Source organism: Escherichia sp. E1130 (assembly GCF_005781065.1).
In the GTDB taxonomy this organism is placed as follows: domain Bacteria; phylum Pseudomonadota; class Gammaproteobacteria; order Enterobacterales; family Enterobacteriaceae; genus Escherichia.
The window spans coordinates 226,259-250,119 of sequence record NZ_VATL01000016.1 but is presented as its reverse complement, the minus strand read 5'-3'; the positions used below and the strand labels follow the sequence as shown (position 1 = coordinate 250,119).

General features: G+C 51.9%; 23 protein-coding genes. 4 read left to right on the top strand and 19 right to left on the bottom strand.

Annotated features, from left to right (window positions below; translation table 11 throughout):
* Positions 1-9: 9 nt before the first annotated feature.
* The 14 genes from ptsG to yceD form a co-directional block, all read right to left on the bottom strand.
* Positions 10-1,443, bottom strand: coding sequence for a PTS glucose transporter subunit IIBC (ptsG, locus tag FEK66_RS16675; protein ID WP_000475698.1), 1,434 nt, complete (start codon positions 1,441-1,443; stop codon positions 10-12).
* A gap of 294 nt (positions 1,444-1,737) precedes the next feature.
* Positions 1,738-2,535, bottom strand: a complete 798-nt coding sequence (locus FEK66_RS16670) for a metal-dependent hydrolase (protein ID WP_130205555.1) — start codon at positions 2,533-2,535, stop codon at positions 1,738-1,740.
* Between the two features lie 10 nt (positions 2,536-2,545).
* A complete protein-coding gene (holB, locus tag FEK66_RS16665; RefSeq protein ID WP_135493742.1) occupies positions 2,546-3,550 on the bottom strand; it encodes a DNA polymerase III subunit delta' in 1,005 nt (334 codons plus the stop codon).
* Positions 3,547-4,188 carry a dTMP kinase gene (gene tmk, locus FEK66_RS16660; RefSeq protein WP_135493740.1) on the bottom strand — a complete coding sequence of 214 codons (642 nt, stop codon included), beginning with the start codon at positions 4,186-4,188 and terminating at the stop codon, positions 3,547-3,549. The genes holB and tmk overlap by 4 nt, the downstream gene beginning before the upstream one ends.
* Positions 4,178-5,200: a cell division protein YceG gene (yceG, locus tag FEK66_RS16655; protein ID WP_130205549.1), complete on the bottom strand. Its 1,023-nt coding sequence runs from the start codon at positions 5,198-5,200 to the stop codon at positions 4,178-4,180. The genes tmk and yceG overlap by 11 nt, the downstream gene beginning before the upstream one ends.
* 2 nt (positions 5,201-5,202) lie before the next feature.
* Entirely contained in the window at positions 5,203-6,012 is an 810-nt protein-coding gene (pabC, locus tag FEK66_RS16650; RefSeq protein WP_130205547.1) for an aminodeoxychorismate lyase, read from the bottom strand.
* A gap of 119 nt (positions 6,013-6,131) precedes the next feature.
* Positions 6,132-7,373: a beta-ketoacyl-ACP synthase II gene (fabF, locus tag FEK66_RS16645; RefSeq protein WP_130205545.1), complete on the bottom strand. Its 1,242-nt coding sequence runs from the start codon at positions 7,371-7,373 to the stop codon at positions 6,132-6,134.
* A gap of 89 nt (positions 7,374-7,462) precedes the next feature.
* The gene (gene acpP / locus FEK66_RS16640; RefSeq protein ID WP_000103754.1) at positions 7,463-7,699 is read right to left on the bottom strand and encodes an acyl carrier protein; all 237 of its coding nucleotides are present in this window, start codon (positions 7,697-7,699) and stop codon (positions 7,463-7,465) included.
* A 210-nt stretch (positions 7,700-7,909) separates the two neighbouring features.
* Entirely contained in the window at positions 7,910-8,644 is a 735-nt protein-coding gene (fabG, locus tag FEK66_RS16635) for a 3-oxoacyl-ACP reductase FabG (protein WP_001008542.1), read from the bottom strand.
* A 12-nt stretch (positions 8,645-8,656) separates the two neighbouring features.
* Positions 8,657-9,586: an ACP S-malonyltransferase gene (gene fabD / locus FEK66_RS16630; RefSeq protein WP_130215900.1), complete on the bottom strand. Its 930-nt coding sequence runs from the start codon at positions 9,584-9,586 to the stop codon at positions 8,657-8,659.
* Between the two features lie 15 nt (positions 9,587-9,601).
* A complete protein-coding gene (gene fabH, locus FEK66_RS16625) occupies positions 9,602-10,555 on the bottom strand; it encodes a beta-ketoacyl-ACP synthase III (protein WP_130205541.1) in 954 nt (317 codons plus the stop codon).
* A 67-nt stretch (positions 10,556-10,622) separates the two neighbouring features.
* Positions 10,623-11,693: a phosphate acyltransferase PlsX gene (gene plsX, locus FEK66_RS16620; RefSeq protein ID WP_074399521.1), complete on the bottom strand. Its 1,071-nt coding sequence runs from the start codon at positions 11,691-11,693 to the stop codon at positions 10,623-10,625.
* An 80-nt stretch (positions 11,694-11,773) separates the two neighbouring features.
* Positions 11,774-11,947, bottom strand: coding sequence for a 50S ribosomal protein L32 (gene rpmF / locus FEK66_RS16615; protein WP_000290727.1), 174 nt, complete (start codon positions 11,945-11,947; stop codon positions 11,774-11,776).
* Between the two features lie 51 nt (positions 11,948-11,998).
* Positions 11,999-12,520: a 23S rRNA accumulation protein YceD gene (yceD, locus tag FEK66_RS16610; protein ID WP_001174481.1), complete on the bottom strand. Its 522-nt coding sequence runs from the start codon at positions 12,518-12,520 to the stop codon at positions 11,999-12,001.
* Between the two features lie 198 nt (positions 12,521-12,718).
* On the opposite strand from yceD, the gene yceF reads away from it, so the two are divergent.
* On the top strand, positions 12,719-13,303 hold the full coding sequence (yceF, locus tag FEK66_RS16605; protein WP_064528833.1) for a 7-methyl-GTP pyrophosphatase: 585 nt from the start codon (positions 12,719-12,721) through the stop codon (positions 13,301-13,303).
* A 111-nt stretch (positions 13,304-13,414) separates the two neighbouring features.
* Here the strand turns inward: yceF and rluC are convergent, their stop codons facing one another.
* Positions 13,415-14,374, bottom strand: coding sequence for a 23S rRNA pseudouridine(955/2504/2580) synthase RluC (gene rluC / locus FEK66_RS16600; protein WP_024191859.1), 960 nt, complete (start codon positions 14,372-14,374; stop codon positions 13,415-13,417).
* A 572-nt stretch (positions 14,375-14,946) separates the two neighbouring features.
* Between rluC and rne the strand changes: the two genes are divergently transcribed.
* The 3 genes from rne to FEK66_RS16585 all read left to right on the top strand — a co-directional run bounded on the left by rne (position 14,947) and on the right by FEK66_RS16585 (position 19,047).
* A complete protein-coding gene (gene rne / locus FEK66_RS16595) occupies positions 14,947-18,132 on the top strand; it encodes a ribonuclease E (protein WP_135493738.1) in 3,186 nt (1,061 codons plus the stop codon).
* Between the two features lie 133 nt (positions 18,133-18,265).
* Positions 18,266-18,559 (top strand): DUF1778 domain-containing protein, encoded by a 294-nt coding sequence (locus tag FEK66_RS16590; protein ID WP_130205535.1) that lies wholly within the window; start codon positions 18,266-18,268, stop codon positions 18,557-18,559.
* The gene (locus FEK66_RS16585; protein WP_130205533.1) at positions 18,556-19,047 is read left to right on the top strand and encodes a GNAT family N-acetyltransferase; all 492 of its coding nucleotides are present in this window, start codon (positions 18,556-18,558) and stop codon (positions 19,045-19,047) included. Before FEK66_RS16590 ends, FEK66_RS16585 begins: the two co-directional genes overlap by 4 nt.
* A gap of 98 nt (positions 19,048-19,145) precedes the next feature.
* Here FEK66_RS16585 and flgL read toward each other — a convergent pair whose 3' ends face one another.
* The 4 genes from flgL to flgI all read right to left on the bottom strand — a co-directional run bounded on the left by flgL (position 19,146) and on the right by flgI (position 23,858).
* Positions 19,146-20,099: a flagellar hook-associated protein FlgL gene (gene flgL, locus FEK66_RS16580; protein WP_130215892.1), complete on the bottom strand. Its 954-nt coding sequence runs from the start codon at positions 20,097-20,099 to the stop codon at positions 19,146-19,148.
* 11 nt (positions 20,100-20,110) lie between these two features.
* Positions 20,111-21,754, bottom strand: a complete 1,644-nt coding sequence (flgK, locus tag FEK66_RS16575) for a flagellar hook-associated protein FlgK (RefSeq protein ID WP_135493736.1) — start codon at positions 21,752-21,754, stop codon at positions 20,111-20,113.
* A 65-nt stretch (positions 21,755-21,819) separates the two neighbouring features.
* A complete protein-coding gene (gene flgJ / locus FEK66_RS16570; protein ID WP_135493734.1) occupies positions 21,820-22,761 on the bottom strand; it encodes a flagellar assembly peptidoglycan hydrolase FlgJ in 942 nt (313 codons plus the stop codon).
* The gene (gene flgI / locus FEK66_RS16565; RefSeq protein WP_130205525.1) at positions 22,761-23,858 is read right to left on the bottom strand and encodes a flagellar basal body P-ring protein FlgI; all 1,098 of its coding nucleotides are present in this window, start codon (positions 23,856-23,858) and stop codon (positions 22,761-22,763) included. Before flgI ends, flgJ begins: the two co-directional genes overlap by 1 nt.
* Positions 23,859-23,861: the final 3 nt, after the last annotated feature.

Sequence of the window (23,861 nt, the reverse complement as noted above, 5' to 3'; positions counted from 1 at the left end):
TCTTACGGATTAGTTGTTGCGGATGTACTCATCCATTTCGGTTTTCAGGTTATCGGATTTCGTACCGAAAATCGCCTGAACACCGGAACCAGCAACCACTACGCCCGCTGCGCCCAGTTTCTTCAGGCCAGCCTGATCCACTTTGGACACATCAGCGACGCTAACACGCAGACGGGTAATACATGCGTCAAGGTTAGTGATGTTTTCTTTACCACCAAATGCAGCAACCAGAGCCGGTGCCATTTCGCTGGTGCCGGTAGCTTTCGCATCTTCAGTTGCGTCTTCACGGCCCGGGGTTTTCAGATCCAGAGCTTTAATCAGCACGCGGAAGATGGTGTAGTAAACAATCGCATAACCGATACCGACAATCGGGAACAGCCACAGCTTGCTGCTGTTACCAGACAGGACGATGAAGTCGATCAGACCGTGCGAGAACGATGTACCATCGCGCATACCCAGCAGGATACAGATCGGGAATGCCAGACCTGCCAGAATCGCGTGGATGATGTACAGGATCGGCGCAACGAACATGAAGGAGAACTCGATTGGCTCGGTAATACCGGTCAGGAACGAGGTCAACGCCGCGGAGATCATGATACCGCCCACTTTAGCGCGGTTTTCTGGTTTAGCAGAGTGCCAGATAGCAATCGCGGCAGCCGGCAGACCGTACATTTTGAACAGGAAGCCGCCAGACAGTTTACCCGCAGTCGGGTCACCCGCCATATAACGCGGAATGTCACCGTGGAATACCTGACCTGCGGCGTTGGTGTATTCACCAATCTGCATCTGGAAAGGTACGTTCCAGATGTGGTGCAGACCAAACGGTACCAGGCAGCGTTCGATGAAGCCGTAGATGCCAAACGCAACTACCGGGTTCTGGTAAGCAGCCCACTGGGAGAAGGTCTGAATGGCGGAACCAATTGGCGGCCAAATAAAGGACAGCACAACGCCAGTAAAGATGGCAGCCAGGCCAGAAATGATCGGCACAAAGCGTTTACCGGCAAAGAAGCCAAGATACTCAGGCAGCTTAATACGGTAGAAACGGTTAAACATGTACGCTGCAATCGCACCGGAGATGATCCCCCCGAGTACGCCCGTATCCGCCAGGTGTTTAGCGGCAATTTCTTCAGCAGGTAAATGCAGTACCAGCGGCGCAACCACGGCCATGGTTTTTACCATGATGCCGTAGGCAACAACTGCGGCCAGAGCGGATACGCCATCGTTATTGGTAAAGCCGAGGGCGACACCAATTGCAAAAATCAGTGGCATGTTTGCAAAAACGGAACCGCCCGCTTCTGCCATAACATGCGATACAACGGCGGGCAGCCAGCTGAAATTCGCGGAACCGACGCCAAGCAGAATACCTGCGATAGGCAGTACGGATACCGGCAGCATCAGCGATTTACCGACCTTTTGCAGGTTAGCAAATGCATTCTTAAACATAATTGAGAGTGCTCCTGAGTATGGGTGCTTTTAACGTTCTCACGCGTGGCAAGGGGGGGAGAACCTTGCCGTGTACAGGGCGTCTAAGCGCCCTTTATTTATTACACAGAGTAAAATAATTCATTATCGATTTGTTTGACGGCTATCACGTTTCAACTTCGGACCTTTAGCGAAGTTGCACGTATTGACAAAATAAATGCCATAATGCATCAAACATGGTTATTCACCGCCCAATTTGCGGCGGTGAACTTTACTCGTTTTAGTAATTAATTACGAGCCTTAAAATAAATTCATTTAACGGATGGATTGAAGGCGGGAAGCGTCGATGTGAAACAGGCGGGCGAAGTTATCGGTGGTTACCTGCGCCAGCTCTTCAACGGCAACACCTTTCAACACAGCCATGTATTCAGCAACATCACGAACCATTGCAGGTTGATTCTCTTTTCCTCGATGCGGCACAGGTGCCAGATAAGGCGCGTCAGTTTCGACCAGTAACCGGTCGAGCGGCACATAACGCGCGGCATCACGTAGTTGTTCTGCATTACGGAAAGTCACAATGCCGGAGAAGGAGATGTAAAATCCAAGATCCAGTAATTTGCCTGCCGTTTCTCTGTCCTCTGTAAAACAGTGTAGTACGCCACCGCAATCCGTCACCTTTTCTTCGCGCAGAATTGCCAGCGTATCGGCGCGGGCGTCACGCGTATGGACAATAACCGGCTTGTTCAGTTCACGACCAATCTGGATATGGTGGATGAAAGACTCTTGCTGACGCACTTTAGTTTCCGGCGTGTAATAATAATCCAGCCCGGTTTCCCCGAGAGCAACAACGCCCTCTTCCGCCGCCAGGCGGCGCAAATCTTCCACATCATAGGGATCGTTCTGGTTGAGCGGATGCACGCCGCAAGAAAATACGACGTTGTCTCGTTCGCCTACCAGATCCCGCATATGCAGATAACCCGGTAATGTCGTGGCGACCGCCAGACAAAATTTCACATCGCGCGCAGCGGCTTTCGCCAGAACGTCATCCACGTCCTTATGCAAAGATTCATAATCCAGACCATCGAGATGGCAGTGTGAGTCGACTAAAAACATGATGTCTCTCTTAAAGATGAGGAACCGGTAGCACAACGCCCGGTTGCAGGTAATGCTCAATACGCAGTAAAAGATCGGTGATGAGAAGCTCGCGGTTTACGCCAGTGACAGAAATTAACTGCTCACGAGTGTGACAAACATCCCCCAGTATAGCCTGCAGGCGCGCGGGAGAAAGCTGGTTTGCCAGCGCAGCAACAACGCCCGGCACATCAACATTGGTAACCTGCGAAGCGCCATACTTGCGCTTGAGCGCGTCCATCATCAGGGTTGCCAGCCAGTGCAGACGCGCCGGAGCTTGTTCATGATTAAGTGTGGGCAACAGGGAATACCAGTCGCCAGATTGCACACTGTGAGCCAACGCCTGGCAAAGTGTTTCGCGGGCCTGCCAGGTATCTCCCTGAAACAACGCCAACGCCGCGCCTGGCGAACCGGCGCTTAAGCGCAGTGCGGCAAGTAACGCGTCCTGTGACATTGTCACTTCACGTGAAAGCCAGGTCACGGCGTACTGTTCTGGCGGTGGTGCGAGGTAATGTAGCCGACAACGACTACGTAATGTCGCCAGTAAACGTTCAAGCTCCCGGGTAGCAAGGAAAAACCAGGTTTCTGCCGGCGGCTCTTCCAGTGTTTTTAGCAAAGCGTTCGCCGCAGCGTCGGTCAGCAAGGCGGCATCGGTTATCCAGACAACCTTAGCACCGCCTAAACGCGCGTGCTCATTCAGTTTTTCGGTGACTTCACGCACCGCATCAATACCCAGCGCGTTCTTCCCTTTTTCGGGAGCAAGGGTGTAATAGTCGGGATGCGTTCCCGCCTGCATCAACTGACATCCACGACAGTGGCCGCAGCTTTTATGCCCTTCTGGTTGTTGGCACAGGAGGTAACGGCTTAAAGCGTAGATTAAGGCGTCATCGCCCATGCCAGATAACGCCTGAATGAGTAGCGCATGGTGACCCCTTCCGGCCTGATAGCTGGCTACCAGTTTCTCGAAATCGGGTCTTAACCACGGATACCATCTCATGCGTTATGTTCCTTAACCCAGTGAGTCACGGTGGTGCGAATCGCCTCCATCACTGATTCCAGTGGCTGAGTGGCATCAATGGTGTAAATGCTTTTATCCTGTGCCGCCAGTTCAAGATAGCGAGCGCGAGTACGATTAAAGAAATCGAATGACTCTTGCTCAATGCGATCCAGTTCGCCACGCGCACGGGCGCGTTTTAGCCCCACTTCTGGGGTCACATCAAGATAAAGCGTCAAGTCAGGGCGAAAATCCCCCAGAACAGTATCACGCAGCGTTGCCAGCATATGCTGGTCAATCCCACGACCGCCGCCCTGATACGCCTGAGTGGAGAGATCGTGCCGATCGCCAATCACCCAGGTGCCTTTCGCCAGCGCCGGTTTGATGACAGTTTCCACCAGCTGAACGCGCGCGGCATAAAACATCAGTACTTCGGCTTTATCGGTAATGACTTCATCGCCTACCGATTTGATATCCAGCACCAGGCTTCTTAATTTTTCCGCCAGCTGCGTACCGCCGGGTTCTCGAGTGAAAACCATGTCGCGGATCCCCAGTTGCTCAAGCGTCTCAACCACCACGTTTCGCGCGGTGGTTTTGCCTGCGCCTTCCAGCCCTTCAATGACGATATACTTACTGCGCATTTTTTTCCTTAAGCACTTTCAGGTAATCCTGCACAGACTTGTTATGACTGGCAAGATTGGTATTAAACGTGTGACCGCCTTTACCATCGGCCACAAAATAGAGATACGGCGTTTTCGCCGGATGCGCAGCAGCCTTCAGCGAATCCGCCCCCGGCGTAGCAATCGCGCCTGGCGGCAGACCAGTAATGGTGTAGGTGTTATACGCTGTCGGCGTTTCCAGATCTGCACGAGAAAGTTTGCCATTATAACGCTCTCCCATCCCGTAAATCACCGTCGGGTCGGTTTGCAGGCGCATGCCGATACGTAAACGGTTGATAAATACTGAGGCAACCTGATCGCGCTCGCTGGCAACTGCGGTTTCTTTTTCGATTATCGACGCCATCGTTACCAACTGGTTTTTATCTTTATACGGCAGACCATCCGCTCGTCCATCCCAGGCGCTATCGACCGCTTTCACCATTTTCTTGTGCGCTCGTTTGAGTAACGCGACATCAGTGGTATTAGCGGTATACATCCAGGTGTCTGGCCAAAACCAGCCTTCAATCCACTCTGGATTTTCAAGTTCCAGGGCCTGCGCCACGGTAGCGTATTTATCGTCGCTTAACGTGTGCGTGATATAGGGTGCCTCACGCAATTGTTTGAGGTAGTCGCTCAGACGCATCCCTTCTACCAGGCGTAGCGGAAACTGCGCTTCTTTCCCGCTTTTCAGCAATTGCAGCATTTCGCGCACGGTCATCTGCGGCGTAAAGCGATAAGTCCCGGCTTTGAAATGGGAAAGGTCCGGCTCAATACGCAGCAACCACTGAAAGACTCGGGGGCGATTGATGATTTTATCGGCATACAATTGTTCACCGAGAGCCATTCTTCCGGTTCCAGGTTTCAGGGTGAATATCGTCTCTTCTTTAATAAGTAATTTGCTGTCGGCAAGATGGTGAACCTTCCAGACGCCCACACCAGCGGCGATACCCAGTACCATCAGCAATAACAGGATAATCAAAAACACTTTTTTCATGACTAATTCGGGTGCTCACAAAGTGGGGCTAAATATTCATATAGCGTTGTTGACGAAAAGAAGACATCATCACAGGCACGCACAGGTATAACTGGCATCAGCGCATTACAAACCATCACTTCATCTGCCTGCATCACGTCTTCCAACGAGGCTTGCACTTCGGCAATCTGATAGGAGGATTGTGCCAGTAAACGGATACAGAATTGTCGCATAATACCGTTAACTCCAGCCTGATCCAGACGCGGCGTGTAGACCACGTTGCCTTTACGCCAGAACAAATTAGCTGCACAGCATTCCGTAACCCACCCTTCACTGTCAAGAACCAGCGCCTCGTCGGCGTTTGTCTGCTCAAGATGAGAGCGAATCAACACTTGCTCAAGACGATTAAGATGTTTAATTCCCGCAAGATGAGGATTGCGTCCCAGGCGTACCGGGCTTAGTGCCAGCAGCATTCCCTCTTTGCGTAAGCGGTCGTAATGCGTTGGGTAAGCCATAACTGAGAGCATGCGCGTTGCCGGTCCGCTGTTTAACGTACTGTAACCTCGCCCACCACTGCCACGACTGATCACCACTTTCAGCACGCCATTTTGCTGCTCTGCCGCCAGAGTCGCCATCTCGTGCTCAAGCTGCGTCCAGAAGTCACAAACGATCATTAATCGCTGACAGGCTTCCTGTAGTCGCGTCATGTGCGCGGATAATAAGCTGACTTTACCGTCGATAATTCTGGCTGTCGTGAAACAGCCATCGCCAAACTGTATGGCCCGATCGTTTGCTGCCAGCGAATCCTGTTTATGACCGTTAATTAAGAACATACCGGCTCCTTATAATAGGATTGTAAGTGTGGCAGCATGTTCACTGCGGAACAAGTCTGAATAAAATCTAAGAAAAAAGGCCCGCAAGCGGACCTTTTATGTAGGTGGAAAATGGCGACTTAGATCTTTTTGAAGATCAAAGAACCATTGGTACCACCAAAGCCGAAGGAGTTACACAGGGTGTATTCCATTCCGCTGACCTGACGCGCTTCATGCGGCACAAAATCCAGATCGCAACCTTCATCCGGGTTATCCAGGTTGATGGTCGGCGGAACAGCCTGATCGCGCAGCGCCAGGATGGAGTAGATGGACTCTACTGCACCTGCTGCACCTAACAGGTGACCGGTCATGGATTTCGTGGAGCTTACCAGCACACGGCTTGCAGCTTCACCGAAGATAGTTTTCACGGCCTGCGCTTCAGCTTTATCGCCAGCTGGCGTAGAAGTACCGTGCGCGTTCACGTAGCCAATCTGGCCAGGCTCAATTCCTGCGTCACGCAGAGCATTTGCCATCGCCAGAGCTGCGCCTGCGCCGTTTTCCGGCGGCGACGTCATATGGTAGGCATCGCTGCTCATACCAAAGCCAACGAGTTCAGCGTAAATTTTCGCACCGCGTTTTTTCGCGTGTTCGTACTCTTCAAGTACCAGCATACCGGCGCCATCGCCCAGTACGAAACCATCACGCTCTTTATCCCACGGACGGCTAGCCGCTTGCGGGTTATCATTGCGGGTAGATAATGCACGTGCCGCGCCAAAACCACCAACGCCCAGCGGCGTACTGGCTTTCTCTGCGCCACCTGCAACCATCACGTCAGCATCGCCATACGCGATAATACGCGCAGCTTGACCGATGTTGTGCACGCCAGAAGTACAGGCGGTCGCGATAGAGATGCTTGGGCCACGCAGGCCATACATGATAGTCAGGTGACCTGCCACCATGTTCACAATCGTTGACGGAACGAAGAATGGGCTGATCTTACGCGGACCACCGTTCATCAGAGATGTGTGGTTTTCTTCGATCAGTCCGAGGCCGCCAATCCCGGAGCCAATTGCGGCACCAATGCGGGTTGCGTTCTCTTCCGTTATTTCAAGGCCAGAATCCTGCATGGCCTGAACGCCAGCGACAATTCCATATTGAATGAAGGCATCCATCTTGCGCTGTTCTTTGCGCGAGATAATGTCCTCACAGTTAAAATCCTTTACTAAGCCAGCAAATTTCGTTGCATAGGCGCTAGTATCGAAATGGTCGATTAGGCTGATGCCACTCTGACCGGCAAGCAGAGCTTTCCAGGTAGACTCTACGGTATTGCCGACAGGAGACAACATGCCCAGTCCGGTCACAACTACACGACGCTTAGACACGTTTGTCCTCCAGGGAGGGAAAAAAATGATTCTAGTGGGACAAAAAAGAAAAAACTCAGGCGGTCGAACGACCGCCTGGAGATGTTCACTTACGCCTGGTGGCCGTTGATGTAATCAATGGCAGCCTGAACGGTGGTGATTTTCTCAGCTTCTTCGTCCGGAATCTCAGTATCAAACTCTTCTTCCAGAGCCATTACCAGCTCAACGGTGTCAAGAGAATCCGCGCCCAGGTCTTCAACGAAAGAAGCATTGTTGGTAACTTCTTCCTGCTTAACGCCCAGCTGTTCGCCGATAATTTTCTTAACGCGTTCTTCGATAGTGCTCATACTCTTAAATTTCCTATCAAAACTCGCTTTCGCGATGGTTTTCGTAGTGTATAAAATGTTGAAAAATTTGCAACTAAATCCCGGCAGGTCTTACCACGATTTTACGTTATTTTGAGGCCATACCCCCCAACAACGCAAATCATTTTGCACTTATTATTACTCATAACCACGCAGACTGCGCGCAACATGAGCATTTTGTGCAAATCGCGGTCAGACCATGTACATCCCGCCGTTCACATGCAAAGTTTCACCCGTGATGTAAGCTGCTTCGTCGGATGCCAGGAATGCAACCGCGTTGGCGATTTCCTGTGCGCCGCCGAGGCGACCCGCAGGAACCTGCGCCAGGATACCCGCACGCTGGTCATCGCTCAGCGCACGTGTCATGTCCGTTTCAATAAAGCCCGGAGCAACAACGTTTACAGTAATACCGCGTGACGCAACTTCGCGCGCCAGTGATTTACTGAAGCCGATCAAACCCGCTTTCGCCGCAGCGTAGTTGGCCTGACCGCCATTTCCCATGGTACCAACCACAGAACCGATAGTGATAATACGACCATGACGCTTTTTCATCATAGCGCGCATTACCGCTTTTGACAGACGGAAAACAGATGAAAGGTTGGTTTCGATAATATCGTTCCACTCATCATCTTTCATTCGCATTAACAGGTTATCACGAGTGATACCGGCATTATTGACCAGGATATCGACTTCACCAAATTCTGCGCGAATTTTTTCCAGAACAGATTCGATAGATGCCGGGTCGGTCACATTCAACATCAGACCTTTACCGTTGGCGCCTAAATAATCACTGATCGCCTGAGCGCCGCTTTCACTGGTCGCAGTACCGATAACTTTCGCGCCACGAGCCGCGAGCGTTTCAGCGATTGCACGGCCAATCCCGCGGCTAGCACCGGTTACCAGTGCGATTTTTCCTTCAAAATTCATGTTGTTCCTCTTTTAAAGCTCGAGCGCCGCTGCCATCGCTGAAGGTTCGTTCAGCGCCGAGGCGGTCAGGGTGTCGACAATACGTTTCGTCAGGCCAGTAAGCACTTTGCCCGGTCCCACTTCATAAAGATGCTCAACGCCTTGCGCTGCCATGTATTCAACGGATTTCGTCCACTGAACAGGGTTATACAACTGACGTACCAGTGCATCACGAATGGCATCGCCATTGGTTTCGCATTTGACATCAACGTTATTCACAACCGGAACGGTCGGCGCGTTAAAGGTGATTTTCGCTAATTCAACCGCCAGTTTGTCGGCAGCGGGTTTCATCAGCGCACAGTGAGAAGGTACGCTCACCGGCAACGGCAGCGCACGTTTCGCGCCCGCAGCTTTACAGGCAGCGCCAGCACGTTCAACCGCTTCTTTGTGACCAGCAATAACCACCTGGCCCGGAGAGTTGAAGTTTACCGGAGAAACGACCTGACCTTCTGCTGCATCTTCACAAGCTTTCGCAATAGACGCATCATCCAGACCGATGATTGCCGCCATTGCGCCAGTTCCTTCCGGTACGGCTTCTTGCATGAACTTGCCGCGCATCTCAACCAGACGTACCGCATCAGCAAAATCAATCACACCAGCGCAAACCAGCGCGGAGTATTCACCCAGGCTGTGACCGGCCATCATTGCCGGTGCTTTACCGCCCTGCTGCTGCCATACACGGTACAGTGCAACAGAGGCAGTTAACAGTGCTGGCTGAGTTTGCCAGGTTTTATTCAGTTCTTCAGCTGGCCCCTGCTGGGTCAGCGCCCACAGGTCATAACCCAGCGCAGCAGAAGCTTCAGCAAAGGTTTCTTCGACAATTGGATAACTCGCCGCCATATCAGCCAGCATGCCAACGGTTTGAGAACCCTGACCAGGGAACACAAATGCAAATTGCGTCATGTTTAAATCCTTATCCTAGAAACGAACCAGCGCGGAGCCCCAGGTGAATCCACCGCCAAAGGCTTCAAGCAGAACCAACTGCCCCGGCTTAATACGCCCGTCGCGTACGGCTTCATCCAGCGCGCACGGTACAGAAGCGGCAGAGGTATTACCATGGCGGTCCAGCGTCACGACGACATTGTCCATTGACATGCCGAGTTTTTTCGCCGTTGCGCTGATAATACGCAGGTTCGCCTGATGTGGAACCAGCCAGTCCAGTTGGGAACGGTCAAGATTATTTGCTTCCAGCGTCTCATCAACGATGTGCGCCAGCTCCGTTACCGCAACCTTGAAGACTTCGTTGCCCGCCATGGTCAGATGAATTGAATTCTCTGGATTCACGCGGTCGGCGTTTGGCAGCGTCAGCAATTCACCATAACTACCGTCGGCATGCAGATGGGTAGATATGATTCCCGGCTCTTCAGAGGCAGCCAACACCGCAGCGCCCGCGCCATCGCCAAAAATGATAATGGTCCCGCGATCTGTGGGATCGCAGGTGCGCGCCAGTACATCGGAACCGACGACCAGAGCATACTTCACCGCGCCAGATTTCACGTATTGATCGGCCACGCTCAATGCATAGGTGAAACCTGCGCAGGCTGCGGCAACGTCAAACGCCGGGCAGCCTTTAATGCCCAGCATGCTTTGGATCTGACATGCTGCGCTCGGGAAGGCGTGGGTGGCAGAAGTCGTTGCCACAACAATCAGGCCAATCTGGTCTTTATCGATGCCTGCCATTTCAATTGCACGCGTTGCCGCTTCAAAACCCATGGTTGAAACGGTTTCGTTTGGCGCAGCAATATGGCGTTCGCGAATACCGGTACGAGTAACAATCCACTCGTCAGAAGTATCCACCATTTTTTCCAGATCGGCGTTTGTCCGCACTTGTTCGGGCAGATAGCTGCCAGTACCAATAATCTTCGTATACATGTACGCTCAGTCACTTTTCGGTTATATACCGTCACTTGCAAACTGCGAGTTCGCTGGCAGCGCCCTGCTACCGCAGAGTTCCGCTTTTGCCATCGTCCAGCAGCTCAAAACCAGCTGGGTATACAGATTTCAGGCGAGCGGCAATTCGCTGAGGAACTTGTCGCTGCACCGCCTGCACTGCCTGTTCAATCGCGACCGCAAAAGCTCGCTGATTGGCCGCACCATGACTTTTTATCACCGTGCCGCGCAATCCTAACAGACAGGCGCCGTTATACTGGTCGGGGTTGAGGTGACTGAATCGCCTCGTCAGGCTCTTTTGTAGCCAACGCTTTAATAACAGTAGCCACCACGACCGTTTTTTTCCTTCACCCTGAGATTTCAGCAGAGAAAGGAACATCCTGACAACACCTTCCATCGTCTTTAATGTGACATTTCCTGTAAAGCCGTCACAGACCAGCACATCTGTCTTGCCAGTTAATAACTCATTGGCTTCAAGATAGCCGATGTAATTGATAGAAGGGATTGTTTTCAGCACAGCTGAGGCATCCTGAATGCTGTCAAGACCCTTCACTTCTTCTTCACCAATATTGAGCAACGCCACGCGAGGATTGGGAATTTCCACCACCTCTTCAGCCAAAACAGAGCCCATAATGGCGAATTGCACCAACATTGTACTATCACAATCGACGTTGGCCCCTAAATCAAGGACCACCGTTTTGCCCTTTTGTTGATGCGGCAGCACCGTCACCAACGCCGGACGCTCAATCCCCTCAAGGGGCTTGAGTAATAATTTTGCCAGTCCCATCAACGCTCCGGTATTACCAGCGCTGACGCAGGCTTGTGCTCTACCTTCTTTAACCAACTCCAGCGCCACGCGCATTGAGCTACCACGACTGGCGCGAATAGCTTGCGAAGGCCGGGCATCACTGGCGATAACTGACTGCGCAGGGATAATCTGCAGACGCGAACGTTGTTCAAAGTCAGCTTTAGCAAGTAATGGCGTGATGGCGTCGGGATTACCGACTAAAAGAAGAGTGAGTTGCGAATTAGAATTCAGTGCCTGCAAAGCTGCAGGCACTGTCACGGAAGGACCGAAATCCCCTCCCATGACATCTAACGCCAGGGTTAGACGTGTCAAGGTATCGTCGCCGCCCGGTTTGGTCTTTCCCCAGTTGCCTGGGGAAAATCCTCACTAAGCTTCATCACGCAGACGCGTGATTACTTAGCGATGACCTTGCGGCCGCGGTAGTAACCGTCGGCAGTGATGTGGTGACGCAGGTGTTTTTCACCAGAAGTTTTGTCTACAGACAGGCTGGTGACTGCGGTCAGCGCGTCATGGGAACGACGCATGCCACGTTTGGAACGGGTTGGTTTATTCTGTTGTACGGCCATGGACCTTACTCCTCAATTACGGTTTATCCCCGATCCAACGGGGAGCACCAATTACTTACGCTTTAAGCTGGCTAATACGGCAAATGGGTTTGGCTTTTGCGCTTCTTCAGGCAGTTCACCAAAGACCATGTCCGCTTCGGACACTTCACAGTGTTCAGAATCATGCACCGGAACTACCGGCAAGGCGAGGATGATTTCATCTTCAACCATTGCAAGCAGATCGATTTCACCGAATTCGTTAACCTCAATCGGTTCATACGCTTCCGGCAGTGCTTCAGCCTGTTCGTCTGAACGCACAGGACTAAAACAATACGTTGTGTAGACCTGATGAGTAAACGGCTTCCCGCAACGCTGACACTCGAGCGTTACCGTCACCTTCGCATCGCCGTTTAATACCGCGAGACGTTGGTTATCGATAGCGAACGACATGGAGCATTCCACATCACTGTCCACACTGACCACAGATTCGGCGACGCGCTCAACCTGATCAGGAGTATAAATACCCTGGTAATCAAGGCGTTTTTGAGCCGTACGAACCGGATCGAGAGTCAGGGGTAATTTTACCTTTTGCATAGGGCGCGCATATTAACTTTGTAACGTCATAGAGTCAAAGAAAAAGGCAGCCTGTGGTTGCCTTTTGCCAATAATTCGCACACATTGCGGGTTACTGCTTTATTTTCGTTCAGTGCTGACCACGAACATCAACCTGCAAAACGAAGCGCATAGTTTAAAATGGCTATCATCAATACGCTATATCTGATGGAAAAAAATATGCCTAAACTTATTTTAGCCTCCACATCGCCCTGGCGCCGCGTCCTACTGGAAAAACTGCAAATCTCTTTCGAATGTGCCGCGCCGGAGGTCGACGAAACCCCGCGCAGCGATGAATCACCGCGCCAGTTGGTGCTTCGACTGGCGCAGGAAAAAGCGCAATCTCTGGCGTCACGTTATCCGGATCATTTAATTATTGGTTCTGATCAGGTGTGTGTACTGGACGGTGAAATCACTGGCAAACCGTTAACGGAAGAAAATGCCCGTCTGCAATTACGTAAAGCCAGTGGCAATATTGTCACCTTCTATACCGGGCTGGCGCTGTTTAATTCGGCGAATGGGCATCTGCAAACAGAAGTTGAACCTTTTGACGTCCATTTCCGTCACCTGAGCGAGGCGGAGATTGATAATTACGTGCGTAAAGAGCATCCTCTGCACTGCGCAGGCAGCTTTAAGAGTGAAGGGTTTGGTATTACGCTGTTTGAGCGCTTAGAGGGGCGTGACCCTAACACGCTGGTGGGTTTGCCGCTTATCGCGCTCTGTCAGATGTTGCGCCGGGAAGGGCAAAACCCGCTGATGGGATAATTTTATGGGCCGGACGCGTTTACGCCGCATCCGGCAATTGGTGCTGACTGCCTGATGCGGCGTAAACGCCTTATCAGGCCAACCGCCTACTAGCAGGTTTATATGCTCGCATTAACGCGTGTTACGCAGTTTCTGCAAACAACGCTTCAAACCATCATCCATTGGCGCTTCGATACGCATCACCTCACCGGTCCCCGGATGGGTAAACTTCAGCGCCGCCGCATGCAGGAACAAGCGATTTAACCCCGTTCCCGCTTCAGTCAGTTGTTTATCGAATTCACGGTCGCCGTAACGATCGTCAAACGCTATAGGATGACCGGCATACTGAGTATGCACTCGGATCTGATGAGTACGTCCGGTAACCGGGCTACAACGCACCAGAGTGGCAAACGCATAGCGTTCCTCCACTTTAAAACGCGTTTCGGATGGTTTACCTTCCTGGCTCACACGCACAATACGCTCACCGCTTTGCAAAATATTCTTCAGCAACGGCGCTTGTACACTCTTCACGTGTGACTGCCACTGACCACGCACCAGCGCCAGGTAATCTTTCTGCATGCCTTTTTCACGTAACTGCTCATGCAGCGAACGTAACGCCGAGCGTTTTTTCGCCACCAGCAGCACGCCTGAAGTGTCCCTGTCGAGTCGATGCACCAGTTCGAGGAACCGCGCTTCAGGGCGCAACGCCCGCAAACCTTCAATAACGCCGAAACTTAAACCACTGCCGCCATGTACCGCCGTGCCGGACGGTTTATTCAGCACCAGAATATGATCATCTTCATATAAGATGACATCCGCCAGCGCCGCCACTTTTTGCAGATGTGGCGACACCGCATCTTCTTCCCGTTCGGCAACGCGAACTGGCGGAATACGCACTTCGTCGCCAGCTTCGAGTTTATATTCAGGTTTAATACGTTTTTTGTTCACCCGTACTTCACCTTTACGCAAAATACGGTAGATCATACTTTTTGGTACGCCTTTCAGTTGGGTACGCAAAAAATTATCGATACGTTGCCCTGCTTCGTCAGCAGTGATAGCAACGATTTTTACGGATGGAGTCTCTGTTTTCATGGTGGGCGATTCTAAATAGCCAGCAGGATTCGCGCCACTCATTTTTCTATGCTTATATTTAGTTTTGCACCTTATTACTTCGCAGGGTGATCACCTAATTGGTGGTTATTAAACCAATCGCCAGCAAGAAGTGAAAAAACTGTGAGTAAGTGGGTGATAAATGGTAAAAGTCATCTTGCTATAACAAGGCTTGCAATGGAATAATGAGAACGTTTCCGTGTCCAACCTTGTTAAAACAAGAAATTTTACGGAATAACCCATTTTGCCCGACCGATCATCAACGCAGCAATGGCGTAAGACGTATTGATCTTTCAGGCAGTTAGCGGGCTGCGGGTTGCAGTCCTTACCGGTAGATGGAAATATTTCTGGAGAGTAATACCCAGTCTGTTTCTCTGATAATTGCGCTGTTTTTCCGCATGAAAAACGGGCAACCGACACTCTGCGCCTCTTTGAGCTGACGATAACCGTGAGGTTGGCGACGCGACTAGACACGAGGCCATCGGTTCACACCCGGCAAGGCGTTACTTTGCCCGCAGCTTAGTCGTCAATGTAAGAATAATGAGTAAGTTACGATGAAAAGAATGTTAATTAACGCAACTCAGCAGGAAGAGTTGCGCGTTGCCCTTGTAGATGGGCAGCGTCTGTATGACCTGGATATCGAAAGCCCGGGGCATGAGCAGAAAAAAGCTAACATCTACAAAGGTAAAATCACCCGCATTGAACCGAGTCTGGAAGCTGCTTTTGTTGATTACGGCGCTGAACGTCACGGTTTCCTCCCTCTTAAAGAAATTGCCCGCGAATATTTCCCAGCTAACTATAGTGCTCATGGTCGTCCCAACATTAAAGATGTGTTGCGTGAAGGCCAGGAAGTTATTGTTCAGATTGATAAAGAAGAGCGCGGCAACAAAGGCGCGGCATTAACTACCTTTATCAGCCTGGCGGGTAGCTATCTGGTTCTGATGCCGAACAACCCGCGCGCGGGTGGCATTTCTCGCCGTATCGAAGGCGACGACCGTACCGAATTAAAAGAAGCACTGGCAAGCCTGGAACTGCCGGAAGGCATGGGGCTTATCGTGCGCACCGCAGGCGTCGGTAAATCTGCTGAGGCGCTGCAATGGGATTTAAGCTTCCGTCTGAAGCACTGGGAAGCCATCAAAAAAGCGGCTGAAAGTCGCCCTGCTCCGTTCCTGATTCACCAGGAGAGCAACGTAATCGTTCGCGCATTCCGCGATTACTTGCGCCAGGACATCGGCGAAATTCTTATCGATAATCCGAAAGTGCTCGAACTGGCACGTCAGCATATCGCTGCATTAGGTCGCCCGGACTTCAGTAGCAAAATCAAACTGTACACCGGTGAAATTCCGCTGTTCAGCCACTACCAGATTGAATCGCAGATTGAGTCCGCCTTCCAGCGTGAAGTCCGTCTGCCGTCTGGTGGCTCTATTGTTATCGACAGCACCGAAGCGTTAACCGCCATCGACATCAACTCCGCACGTGCAACTCGCGGCGGCGATATCGAAGAAACTGCGTTTAACACCAACCTGGAAGCTGCTGATGAAATTGCTCGTCAGCTGCGTCTGCGTGACCTCGGTGGTCTGATTGTTATCGACTTCATCGACATGACGCCTGTACGCCACCAGCGTGCGGTAGAAAACCGTCTGCGCGAAGCGGTGCGTCAGGACCGTGCTCGTATTCAAATCAGCCATATTTCTCGCTTCGGCCTTCTGGAGATGTCCCGTCAGCGCCTGAGCCCGTCGCTGGGTGAATCCAGTCATCACGTTTGTCCGCGTTGTTCTGGTACTGGCACCGTGCGTGACAATGAATCCCTGTCACTCTCTATTTTGCGTCTGATTGAAGAAGAAGCGCTGAAAGAGAACACTCAGGAAGTTCACGCCATTGTTCCTGTACCAATCGCTTCTTACCTGCTGAACGAAAAACGTTCTGCGGTAAATGCCATTGAAACTCGTCAGGACGGCGTGCGCTGTGTGATTGTACCAAACGATCAGATGGAAACTCCGCACTACCACGTGCTGCGCGTGCGTAAAGGGGAAGAAACGCCGACCTTAAGCTACATGCTGCCGAAACTGCATGAAGAAGCGATGGCGTTGCCGTCTGAAGAAGAGTTCGCGGAACGTAAGCGTCCTGAACAACCTGCACTGGCAACCTTTGCTATGCCAGATGTGCCACCAGCGCCAGCTCCGGCTGAACCTGTAGCGCCTGCAGCAGCCCCGGCACCTAAAGCGGCACCAGCAACGCCAGCAGCTCCGGCACAACCGGGTCTGTTGAGCCGCCTTTTCAGTGTACTGAAATCGCTGTTCAGTGGCGGTGAAGAAACCAAATCGGTCGAGCAACCTGCACCAAAAGAGGAAGCGAAACCGGAACGCCAACAGGATCGCCGTAAGCCTCGTCAGAACAACCGCCGTGACCGTAATGAACGCCGCGACACGCGTAGCGAACGTACGGAGGGTAGCGATAATCGCGAAGAAAACCGTCGTAATCGTCGCCAGGCGCAGCAGCAAACGGCTGAGACGCGTGATAGCCGTCAGCAGGCTGATGTAACGGAAAAAGCGCGTACCACTGACGAACAGCAAGCGCCGCGTCGTGAGCGTAGCCGCCGCCGTAACGATGATAAACGTCAGGCGCAACAAGAAGTGAAGGCGCTGAATGTTGAAGAGCAATCTGTTCAGGAAACCGAACAGGAAGAACGTGTACGTCCGGTTCAGCCGCGTCGTAAACAACGTCAGCTGAATCAGAAAGTGCGCTATGAACAAAGCGTTGCAGAAGAAGTGGTAGCCGCACCGGTGGTTGAAGAAACTGTCGCTGCCGAGCCTGTTACTCAGGAAGCACAAGCCCCGAGCACTGAACTGGTGAAAGTACCGCTGCCAGTCGTAGCGCAAACTGCGCCGGAACAGCAAGAAGAGAACAATGCCGATAACCGTGACAACGGTGGCATGCCGCGTCGTTCTCGCCGTTCGCCTCGTCACCTGCGCGTGAGTGGTCAGCGTCGTCGTCGCTATCGTGACGAGCGTTATCCGTCCCAGTCACCGATGCCGTTAACCGTAGCGTGCGCATCTCCGGAACTGGCCTCTGGCAAAGTATGGATCCGTTATCCGGTTGTACGTCCGCAAGATGTACAGGTTGAGGAGCAACGCGAACAGGAAGAAGTGCAGGTGCAGCCGATGGTGACAGAAGTCCCTGTTGCTGCCTCTGTCGAACCGGTTGTTGCTGCGCCGGTTGTTGAAGAGGTGGCTGAAGTTGTAGAAACACCTGTTCAGGTTGCAGAACCGCAACCAGAAGTTGTTGAAACAACGCATCCTGAAGTGATTGCCGCAGCGGTAACAGAACAGCCTCAGGTGATTGCCGAGGCCGATGTTGCCGTAGCGCAGGACGTTGCAGAGCACGCAGAACCGGTAGTTGAACCGCAGGAAGAGACGGCAGACATTGAAGAAGTTGCCGAAACTGCCGAGGTTGTGGTTGCCGAACCTGAAGTTGTAGCTCAACCTGCCGCCCCGGTCGTCGCTGAAGTCGCAGCAGAGGTTGAAACGGTATCTCCTGTTGTATCCGAGGCAATCGTTGAACATAACCACGCCACTGCGCCGATGACACGCGCTCCGGCACCGGAATATGTTCCGGAAGCACCGCGTCACAGTGACTGGCAGCGCCCAAGCTTTGCCTTTGAAGGTAAAGGTGCGGCAGGTGGTCATGCAGCAACACATCATGCATCTGCTGGCCCTGCGCGTCCGCAACCTGTTGAGTAAAACTTAACTCAAAGTGATCAAGCCCTGGCAACCGCCGGGGCTTTTTATTTCAGGGGCAGTGCCTTTGCTGTAATGACATTAGCGTTACATATGTTGTATAATTATTATCCATATAAAGCTGAAGGATTTTTTTATGCCAGCCGCCAACAACATTCCAGCCAGGCGCGAATCTTTAAATCTGCGCATAAAACCCGCAGAACGCGATCTTATCGACCGGGCCGCTAAAGCCCGAGGAAAAAATCGCACCGAATTTGTCCTTGAGGCCGCCAGAGCCGCAGCTGAAGAGGCGCTCATTGAGCAGCGAATTTTCAGGATGGATTCTGATGATTATCAGCTATTTTTGAATCGGCTGGATCAGCCACCCGCGCCCAATTCTGCATTACGCAAAACCATGCAAACACCCGCGCCGTGGGAACAGAAAAAATGATTCAGGCCCCCGAACCACTCCAGGCAAAGCATCAATTCACCTCTTTTTGCTCGGGGGTAGAAACGATGGATAACTGGCTAAAGCAGAGGGCCCTAAAAAATCAGCTTGCAGGTGCATCACGTACATTTGTTGGCTGTGATACTCATAGCAACGTTTTGGCTTATTATTCGCTTGCCTCAAGCGCCGTCGAAATGCATGTCGCAACAGGACGATTTCGCCGTAATATGCCAGAACCGATCCCTGTTGTAGTACTTGGTCGTTTGGCAATAGATAAATCATTACAGGGTCAGGGTATCGGTCGCGCGATGGTCAGAGATGCCGGTCTACGAGTACTACAGGCAGCTGAAGTCATTGGTATTCGCGGAATGTTGGTCCATGCGTTATCAGACCAGGCCCGCGAGTTTTATCTGCGAGTGGGTTTTGAGCCGTCACCTGTCGATTCTATGATACTGATGGCAACATTGGCTGATTTGCAGGCATGTCTGTAATAGTTCTTTATGCCTCATAGCAAAAAAATGCCCGCCCCGGCGATCCCAGAGCAGGCAGACAAAACATACCCAGTTTCAAGATATGCTTAAAAACGAGCTTATTTGTTGAGCTGGAAAAGCGACAATCCTTGCATATCTGTAAACGCTTTGTACGACGCCTGCAACGCCGTTTGCTGCATGATGTAAGATGAAATAGTCGCATTCCAGTCCACATCAACCAGATCGCTCATCTGCTGCGTTTGCCCTAAAGCGCGATCGCTACCTAATGAATCCAGCGACTCCAGTTCATTCAGTTGCGTGCCGAGTTCCGCGCGTACGGTCAGGACATTATTCAGTGAGTTTTTCAGGCCACGGTTGGTTTTATCCAATGCCGCTGCGGCGGTTTCTTTATCCGCTTCGCTATCTGCAACTGGCGTTTTTAGCGCCGCGATGGCGCTATCCAGCATAGCAAACAGGTTAGTTTCAGAATCGCTACCGTCAGGTTCCGCTACCGCGTTGCTGGTGATACTGTTGAAAATTTTGTCACCTGTATGCCCTATCACCATTGAGCGAGAGGCATCGACCTGCTGCTTAATACTCTCTGTTCCGCCGACATAATCACCGTCAGCCTCACTAAACGGCGCGGATTCTGTTTTATAACCGGCAAAAATGTAACGCCCGTTCCCATCCGTGGTATTCGCCAGGTTTAACAACTGGTCGCGAATCCCCTGAATATCCGTTGCCAACGATGCCCGGTCATCATCACTTAACGTGCCGTTGCTGGCATAAACAATTTTTTCCTGGGCATTCTGGATTGCCGTCGTCACCTGGCCAAGCACGCTTTCTTCCAGCGACACCTTTTGGGTCGCGAAAGTCCGCGCCAGTGTGTACTGGCTGTTTTGCGCCTGCGCCTGGGAGAGAACCACGGCTTGTGATGCTGCAATGGGATCGTCAGAAGGGTTAACGACTCGCTTACCCGTCGACATCTGTTCGCCGTACTTCATCCATTCCGCCTGAGAATTGGTGATACCGCGCATATTTTGCTGGTACATCATCTGGGTACTGAAACGCATCTTATCTCCCCTTAGCGAATGTTAATCAGCGCATCAAAAATGGCATTCGCCGTCTGCAGAACCTGGGCATTGGCCAGATAATACTGCTGAAAACGTTGCAGATTGCCGTACTCTTCGTCGAGATTGACGCCAGAGATAGACTGCTGCTGATTAGAAAGTTGCGTCACCACATTACTTTGAGTAGTGCTGCTGGTTTTCAACGTAGCGGTTTTATTCCCGATATCGCTAACCAACGAGGCATAGGCATCGTTAAAGGATTTCCCCCCGCCGACCGTTTTGCCATTAGTTTGCAAATCCAGCAGCGCCTGACCATTGCGGTTGTCGCTTTCACCGGCAGTTTCGTCGCTGGCCATGGCGATTTTCGCTTCGTCAGTGATTAGTACATCCATATTGACGATGGCATCGCTTACCGGTTTCAACGTGAAGCTGTCGTTTGGTTTTGGCGTTCCGGTGAAGGTCAGTTCCAGACCATCAAATGAGACTTTACCGTCGGCATCCGGCACCACCGTAAAAGTGGTATTGCTTGCCAGACGGGTGACCTGCCACTGATTATCTTGGAACGTGATTTTGTAATCTGTCGCCAGCACAGCGGAACTATCGGTCACCGTAGCACCGATCGCGGAGCTACCTTTGTTTTTGCTATTTTCCAGAACAGCGGGCTTACCAATAGCAAAGAAATCCCCCCCTTCTTTACCATTGGCATCATACCCCTTGTTATGTTGGGCATTGAAAGCCTCGGCAAATGCCAGCGCCAGTTGCCCGAGCGTATTGCGCGTCTGATCAAGATCCTGAGAACGAAATGTCAGAATGCCGCCCAGCGACCCCGTATTCAGCAATTTCTCCGGGATCTCGATATTTTCCGCCGTCCCATCAACATAAGCGACTGTCGTACGAGAAGGATCGGCACTGGACGGGACAGCTGCAAGCTGACGTGCCGAACTGCCTTGAACCAGCGAATACCCATTGGCCATGGTGATATTGTAAGTACCGCCATCCTGAACACTGACCTCAACACCAACGATCTGGTTTAATTCACTCACCAGTTGATCGCGTTGATCAAGGAGATCGTTGGGTGAAGCCCCTGCTCCCACACCTGTTAAACGGGAGATCTGATCGTTCAGGCTGGCGATTTGTTTGGCATAATTATTGATCTGGTCAACGCTGGCACCTATAGCGATATTGACCTGTTTGTCCTGGTCGCGCAGATACTGGTCAGTGGTTTTAAACTGATTTACCAGACCTTCTGCCTTGCCAATCAGCGCCTGCCGTGCAGCAGGATCTTCTGCGTTACTGACCAGCGTTTGCAAACTGGTAAAGAAGTCCTGCATTTGCGTTGCCAGCGACGTGGTGCTGCCAGAGAGCATATTGTCGATTTTCGACATTTGCTCATAACGGGAAGTCAGGCCGCTACTCTGGGTCTGGGCCGCACGTAACTGATTGGTAATAAACGCATCGTATTCACGTTGCACGCCAGAAACATAAACGCCATTGCCTCCCCAACCGCCCGCACCTAACGTACTGTTAGCCTGCGCCATAATGGTGGTTTGTCGGGTATATCCGGCAACGTTATAGCTGGAAATATTATTACTCGCCGTATTTAACGCCGCCTGGGCAGCGTTAAGTCCGCTCATGGCGTTATTAATCAAGCTGGACATGGAGGTTCCTTGTAAGCCTTCAATTACAGAGCATTATCGGCAGACACCCGCCGGACTTGAATTATTCAGAACAGATTATCGATACTCATACTGTAGGTTTTGCTCACCTTGTCGCTTACCGATTTCAATTGCTGAATCATATTGGTGAGTTTGCGGGCATACTCAGGATCGGTGGCATAACCTGCATCCTGTAATGCCAGCGCCCCCTGCTCGGCGCTGGCAGCGCGAGTCACGGCGGCGTAGCGTGGATTACGGGTTAACAGCCCAACGTAATCTGACAATGCTTCGAAATAAGAACTGTAAACACGAAACTTCGCCTTTACTTTCTTCGCTTCGCCGTTTTCATATTCGGTGGTAGTGATTTCAGTAACTGGCCCTTTCCAGTTACCTGACGCTTTTACGCCAAACACGTTGTAACTCGGCTCGCCATTTTCGCGACGAATTTGTCGTTGTCCCCAGCCGGATTCCAGCGCAGCCTGGGCGAGGATCAGGTGATGTGGCACACCGCTTTGCTGACTTGCCAATTGAGCTGGCTGCGAGAGCTGTGCAAGGAACGCTTTGCTGTCACCAGGCAGCAAAGCATCAAAATTGTGCGGTAAAGCTTTTTGCACCATCTGCTTGAGCGCTTTATTTTGAAAACTCATCACTGTTTCAAGTGGGAATTTCATCGGTCCGGCAGGCATTTCTTCTGCTGGCAATGGCTGCTCTGGCGTCATCTGTTTTACCATCATCTCCGCAAGTCCCAGACCTTTGCCTGCTGTCATCTGTTGGGCTATCTGCTGGTCATACATGCTGGTGTAGAGCCGGGTATTCTCGCTGCTGAACAGGCCATCTTTCGGTAAGGCTTCACGCATGCTTTTTAGCATCATCTGCACAAACATCCCTTCCACCTGGCGAGCTACCGGGCGAATATTTGCTGCTGGATCTTCGCCCGCTTTCGCTTTCAGATCGTTAAGTGATTGTGCATCCCAGGCGGCGCTCGCCAGCAGTTTGCTGTCGCTAATCATCAGATGATTTCCAGTTTTGCCCGCAGACATCCCGCGCTTTGCATAGATTGCAGTATGGACATTAAATCCATCGGGGTGGCTCCCAAGGCGTTGAGCGCGCGCACCACGTTATTGAGGCTGGCGCTGGAACGCACGCTTTGCAGCGAACCGCCGCTCTGGCGTAAGTCGATCTGTGTTTGTGGCGTTACCACGGTCTGCCCGCCACCAAACGGCGTATCTGGTTGGCTGACATTGGCCTGACGATTTACCGTAACCGAGAGATTGCCCTGCGCCACCGCGCAGCTGTCGAGGGTCACTTCACGATTCATCACCACCGAACCGGTGCGCGAGTTAATCACTACTTTGGCGTCCTGCGGGGTGACATTGACCTGCATATTCTGGATATCGGCAAGGAAACGCACCTGGGAACTATTACCGCTCGGCACGCGAACCTGAATAGTTCGGGCATCTAACGCCGTGGCACTGCCGAATCCTCGGGTGCGGTTGATGGTATCGGCGATCTGCTGCGCCATCGCGAAGTCTTCGTCATTTAGCTGCAAATTGAGGGTATTGCCAGTGCCGAATTGGCTGGGCAATTCGCGCTCAATAATCGCACCGTTGGTGATCCGCCCGCCATTCAGTTGGTTAACCTGAACGCTGCTACCTCCCGCTGATGCCCCCGCGCCACCGACCAGAATATTGCCCTGCGCCAGCGCATAAACCTGGCTGTCGACGCCCTTAAGCGGTGTCATCAACAACGTACCGCCACGCAAGCTTTTGGCATTGCCCATGGAAGAAACCACCACATCGATGGTTTGCCCCTGGCGTCCGAACGGCGGAAGTGACGCCGTCACCATTACCGCAGCGACGTTTTTTAGCTGCATATTGGTGCCAGTCGGAACGGTAATTCCCAACTGTGAGAGCATGTTATTAAGCGTTTGAGTGGTAAACGGTGTCTGGGTCGTCTGATCGCCCGTACCGTCAAGGCCAACAACAAGACCATAACCAATCAGCGAGTTTTGCCGTACGCCCTGTACGCTGGTGAGATCGCGGATGCGGTCAGCCTGTGCAACGGTCGCTACCAGCAGAAGAATGAATACAGAGAGAAATTTAATCACCAC

Bases quoted from the DNA above. Each gene is read 5' to 3' on its own strand.
- ptsG (WP_000475698.1), bottom strand. From the start codon at position 1,443: ATGTTTAAGAATGCATTTGCTAACCTGCAAAAGGTCGGTAAATCGCTG.
- FEK66_RS16670 (WP_130205555.1), bottom strand. From the start codon at position 2,535: ATGTTTTTAGTCGACTCACACTGCCATCTCGATGGTCTGGATTATGAA.
- holB (WP_135493742.1), bottom strand. From the start codon at position 3,550: ATGAGATGGTATCCGTGGTTAAGACCCGATTTCGAGAAACTGGTAGCC.
- tmk (WP_135493740.1), bottom strand. From the start codon at position 4,188: ATGCGCAGTAAGTATATCGTCATTGAAGGGCTGGAAGGCGCAGGCAAA.
- yceG (WP_130205549.1), bottom strand. From the start codon at position 5,200: ATGAAAAAAGTGTTTTTGATTATCCTGTTATTGCTGATGGTACTGGGT.
- pabC (WP_130205547.1), bottom strand. From the start codon at position 6,012: ATGTTCTTAATTAACGGTCATAAACAGGATTCGCTGGCAGCAAACGAT.
- acpP (WP_000103754.1), bottom strand. From the start codon at position 7,699: ATGAGCACTATCGAAGAACGCGTTAAGAAAATTATCGGCGAACAGCTG.
- fabG (WP_001008542.1), bottom strand. From the start codon at position 8,644: ATGAATTTTGAAGGAAAAATCGCACTGGTAACCGGTGCTAGCCGCGGG.
- fabD (WP_130215900.1), bottom strand. From the start codon at position 9,586: ATGACGCAATTTGCATTTGTGTTCCCTGGTCAGGGTTCTCAAACCGTT.
- fabH (WP_130205541.1), bottom strand. From the start codon at position 10,555: ATGTATACGAAGATTATTGGTACTGGCAGCTATCTGCCCGAACAAGTG.
- rpmF (WP_000290727.1), bottom strand. From the start codon at position 11,947: ATGGCCGTACAACAGAATAAACCAACCCGTTCCAAACGTGGCATGCGT.
- yceD (WP_001174481.1), bottom strand. From the start codon at position 12,520: ATGCAAAAGGTAAAATTACCCCTGACTCTCGATCCGGTTCGTACGGCT.
- yceF (WP_064528833.1), top strand. From the start codon at position 12,719: ATGCCTAAACTTATTTTAGCCTCCACATCGCCCTGGCGCCGCGTCCTA.
- rluC (WP_024191859.1), bottom strand. From the start codon at position 14,374: ATGAAAACAGAGACTCCATCCGTAAAAATCGTTGCTATCACTGCTGAC.
- rne (WP_135493738.1), top strand. From the start codon at position 14,947: ATGAAAAGAATGTTAATTAACGCAACTCAGCAGGAAGAGTTGCGCGTT.
- FEK66_RS16590 (WP_130205535.1), top strand. From the start codon at position 18,266: ATGCCAGCCGCCAACAACATTCCAGCCAGGCGCGAATCTTTAAATCTG.
- FEK66_RS16585 (WP_130205533.1), top strand. From the start codon at position 18,556: ATGATTCAGGCCCCCGAACCACTCCAGGCAAAGCATCAATTCACCTCT.
- flgL (WP_130215892.1), bottom strand. From the start codon at position 20,099: ATGCGTTTCAGTACCCAGATGATGTACCAGCAAAATATGCGCGGTATC.
- flgK (WP_135493736.1), bottom strand. From the start codon at position 21,754: ATGTCCAGCTTGATTAATAACGCCATGAGCGGACTTAACGCTGCCCAG.
- flgJ (WP_135493734.1), bottom strand. From the start codon at position 22,761: ATGATTAGCGACAGCAAACTGCTGGCGAGCGCCGCCTGGGATGCACAA.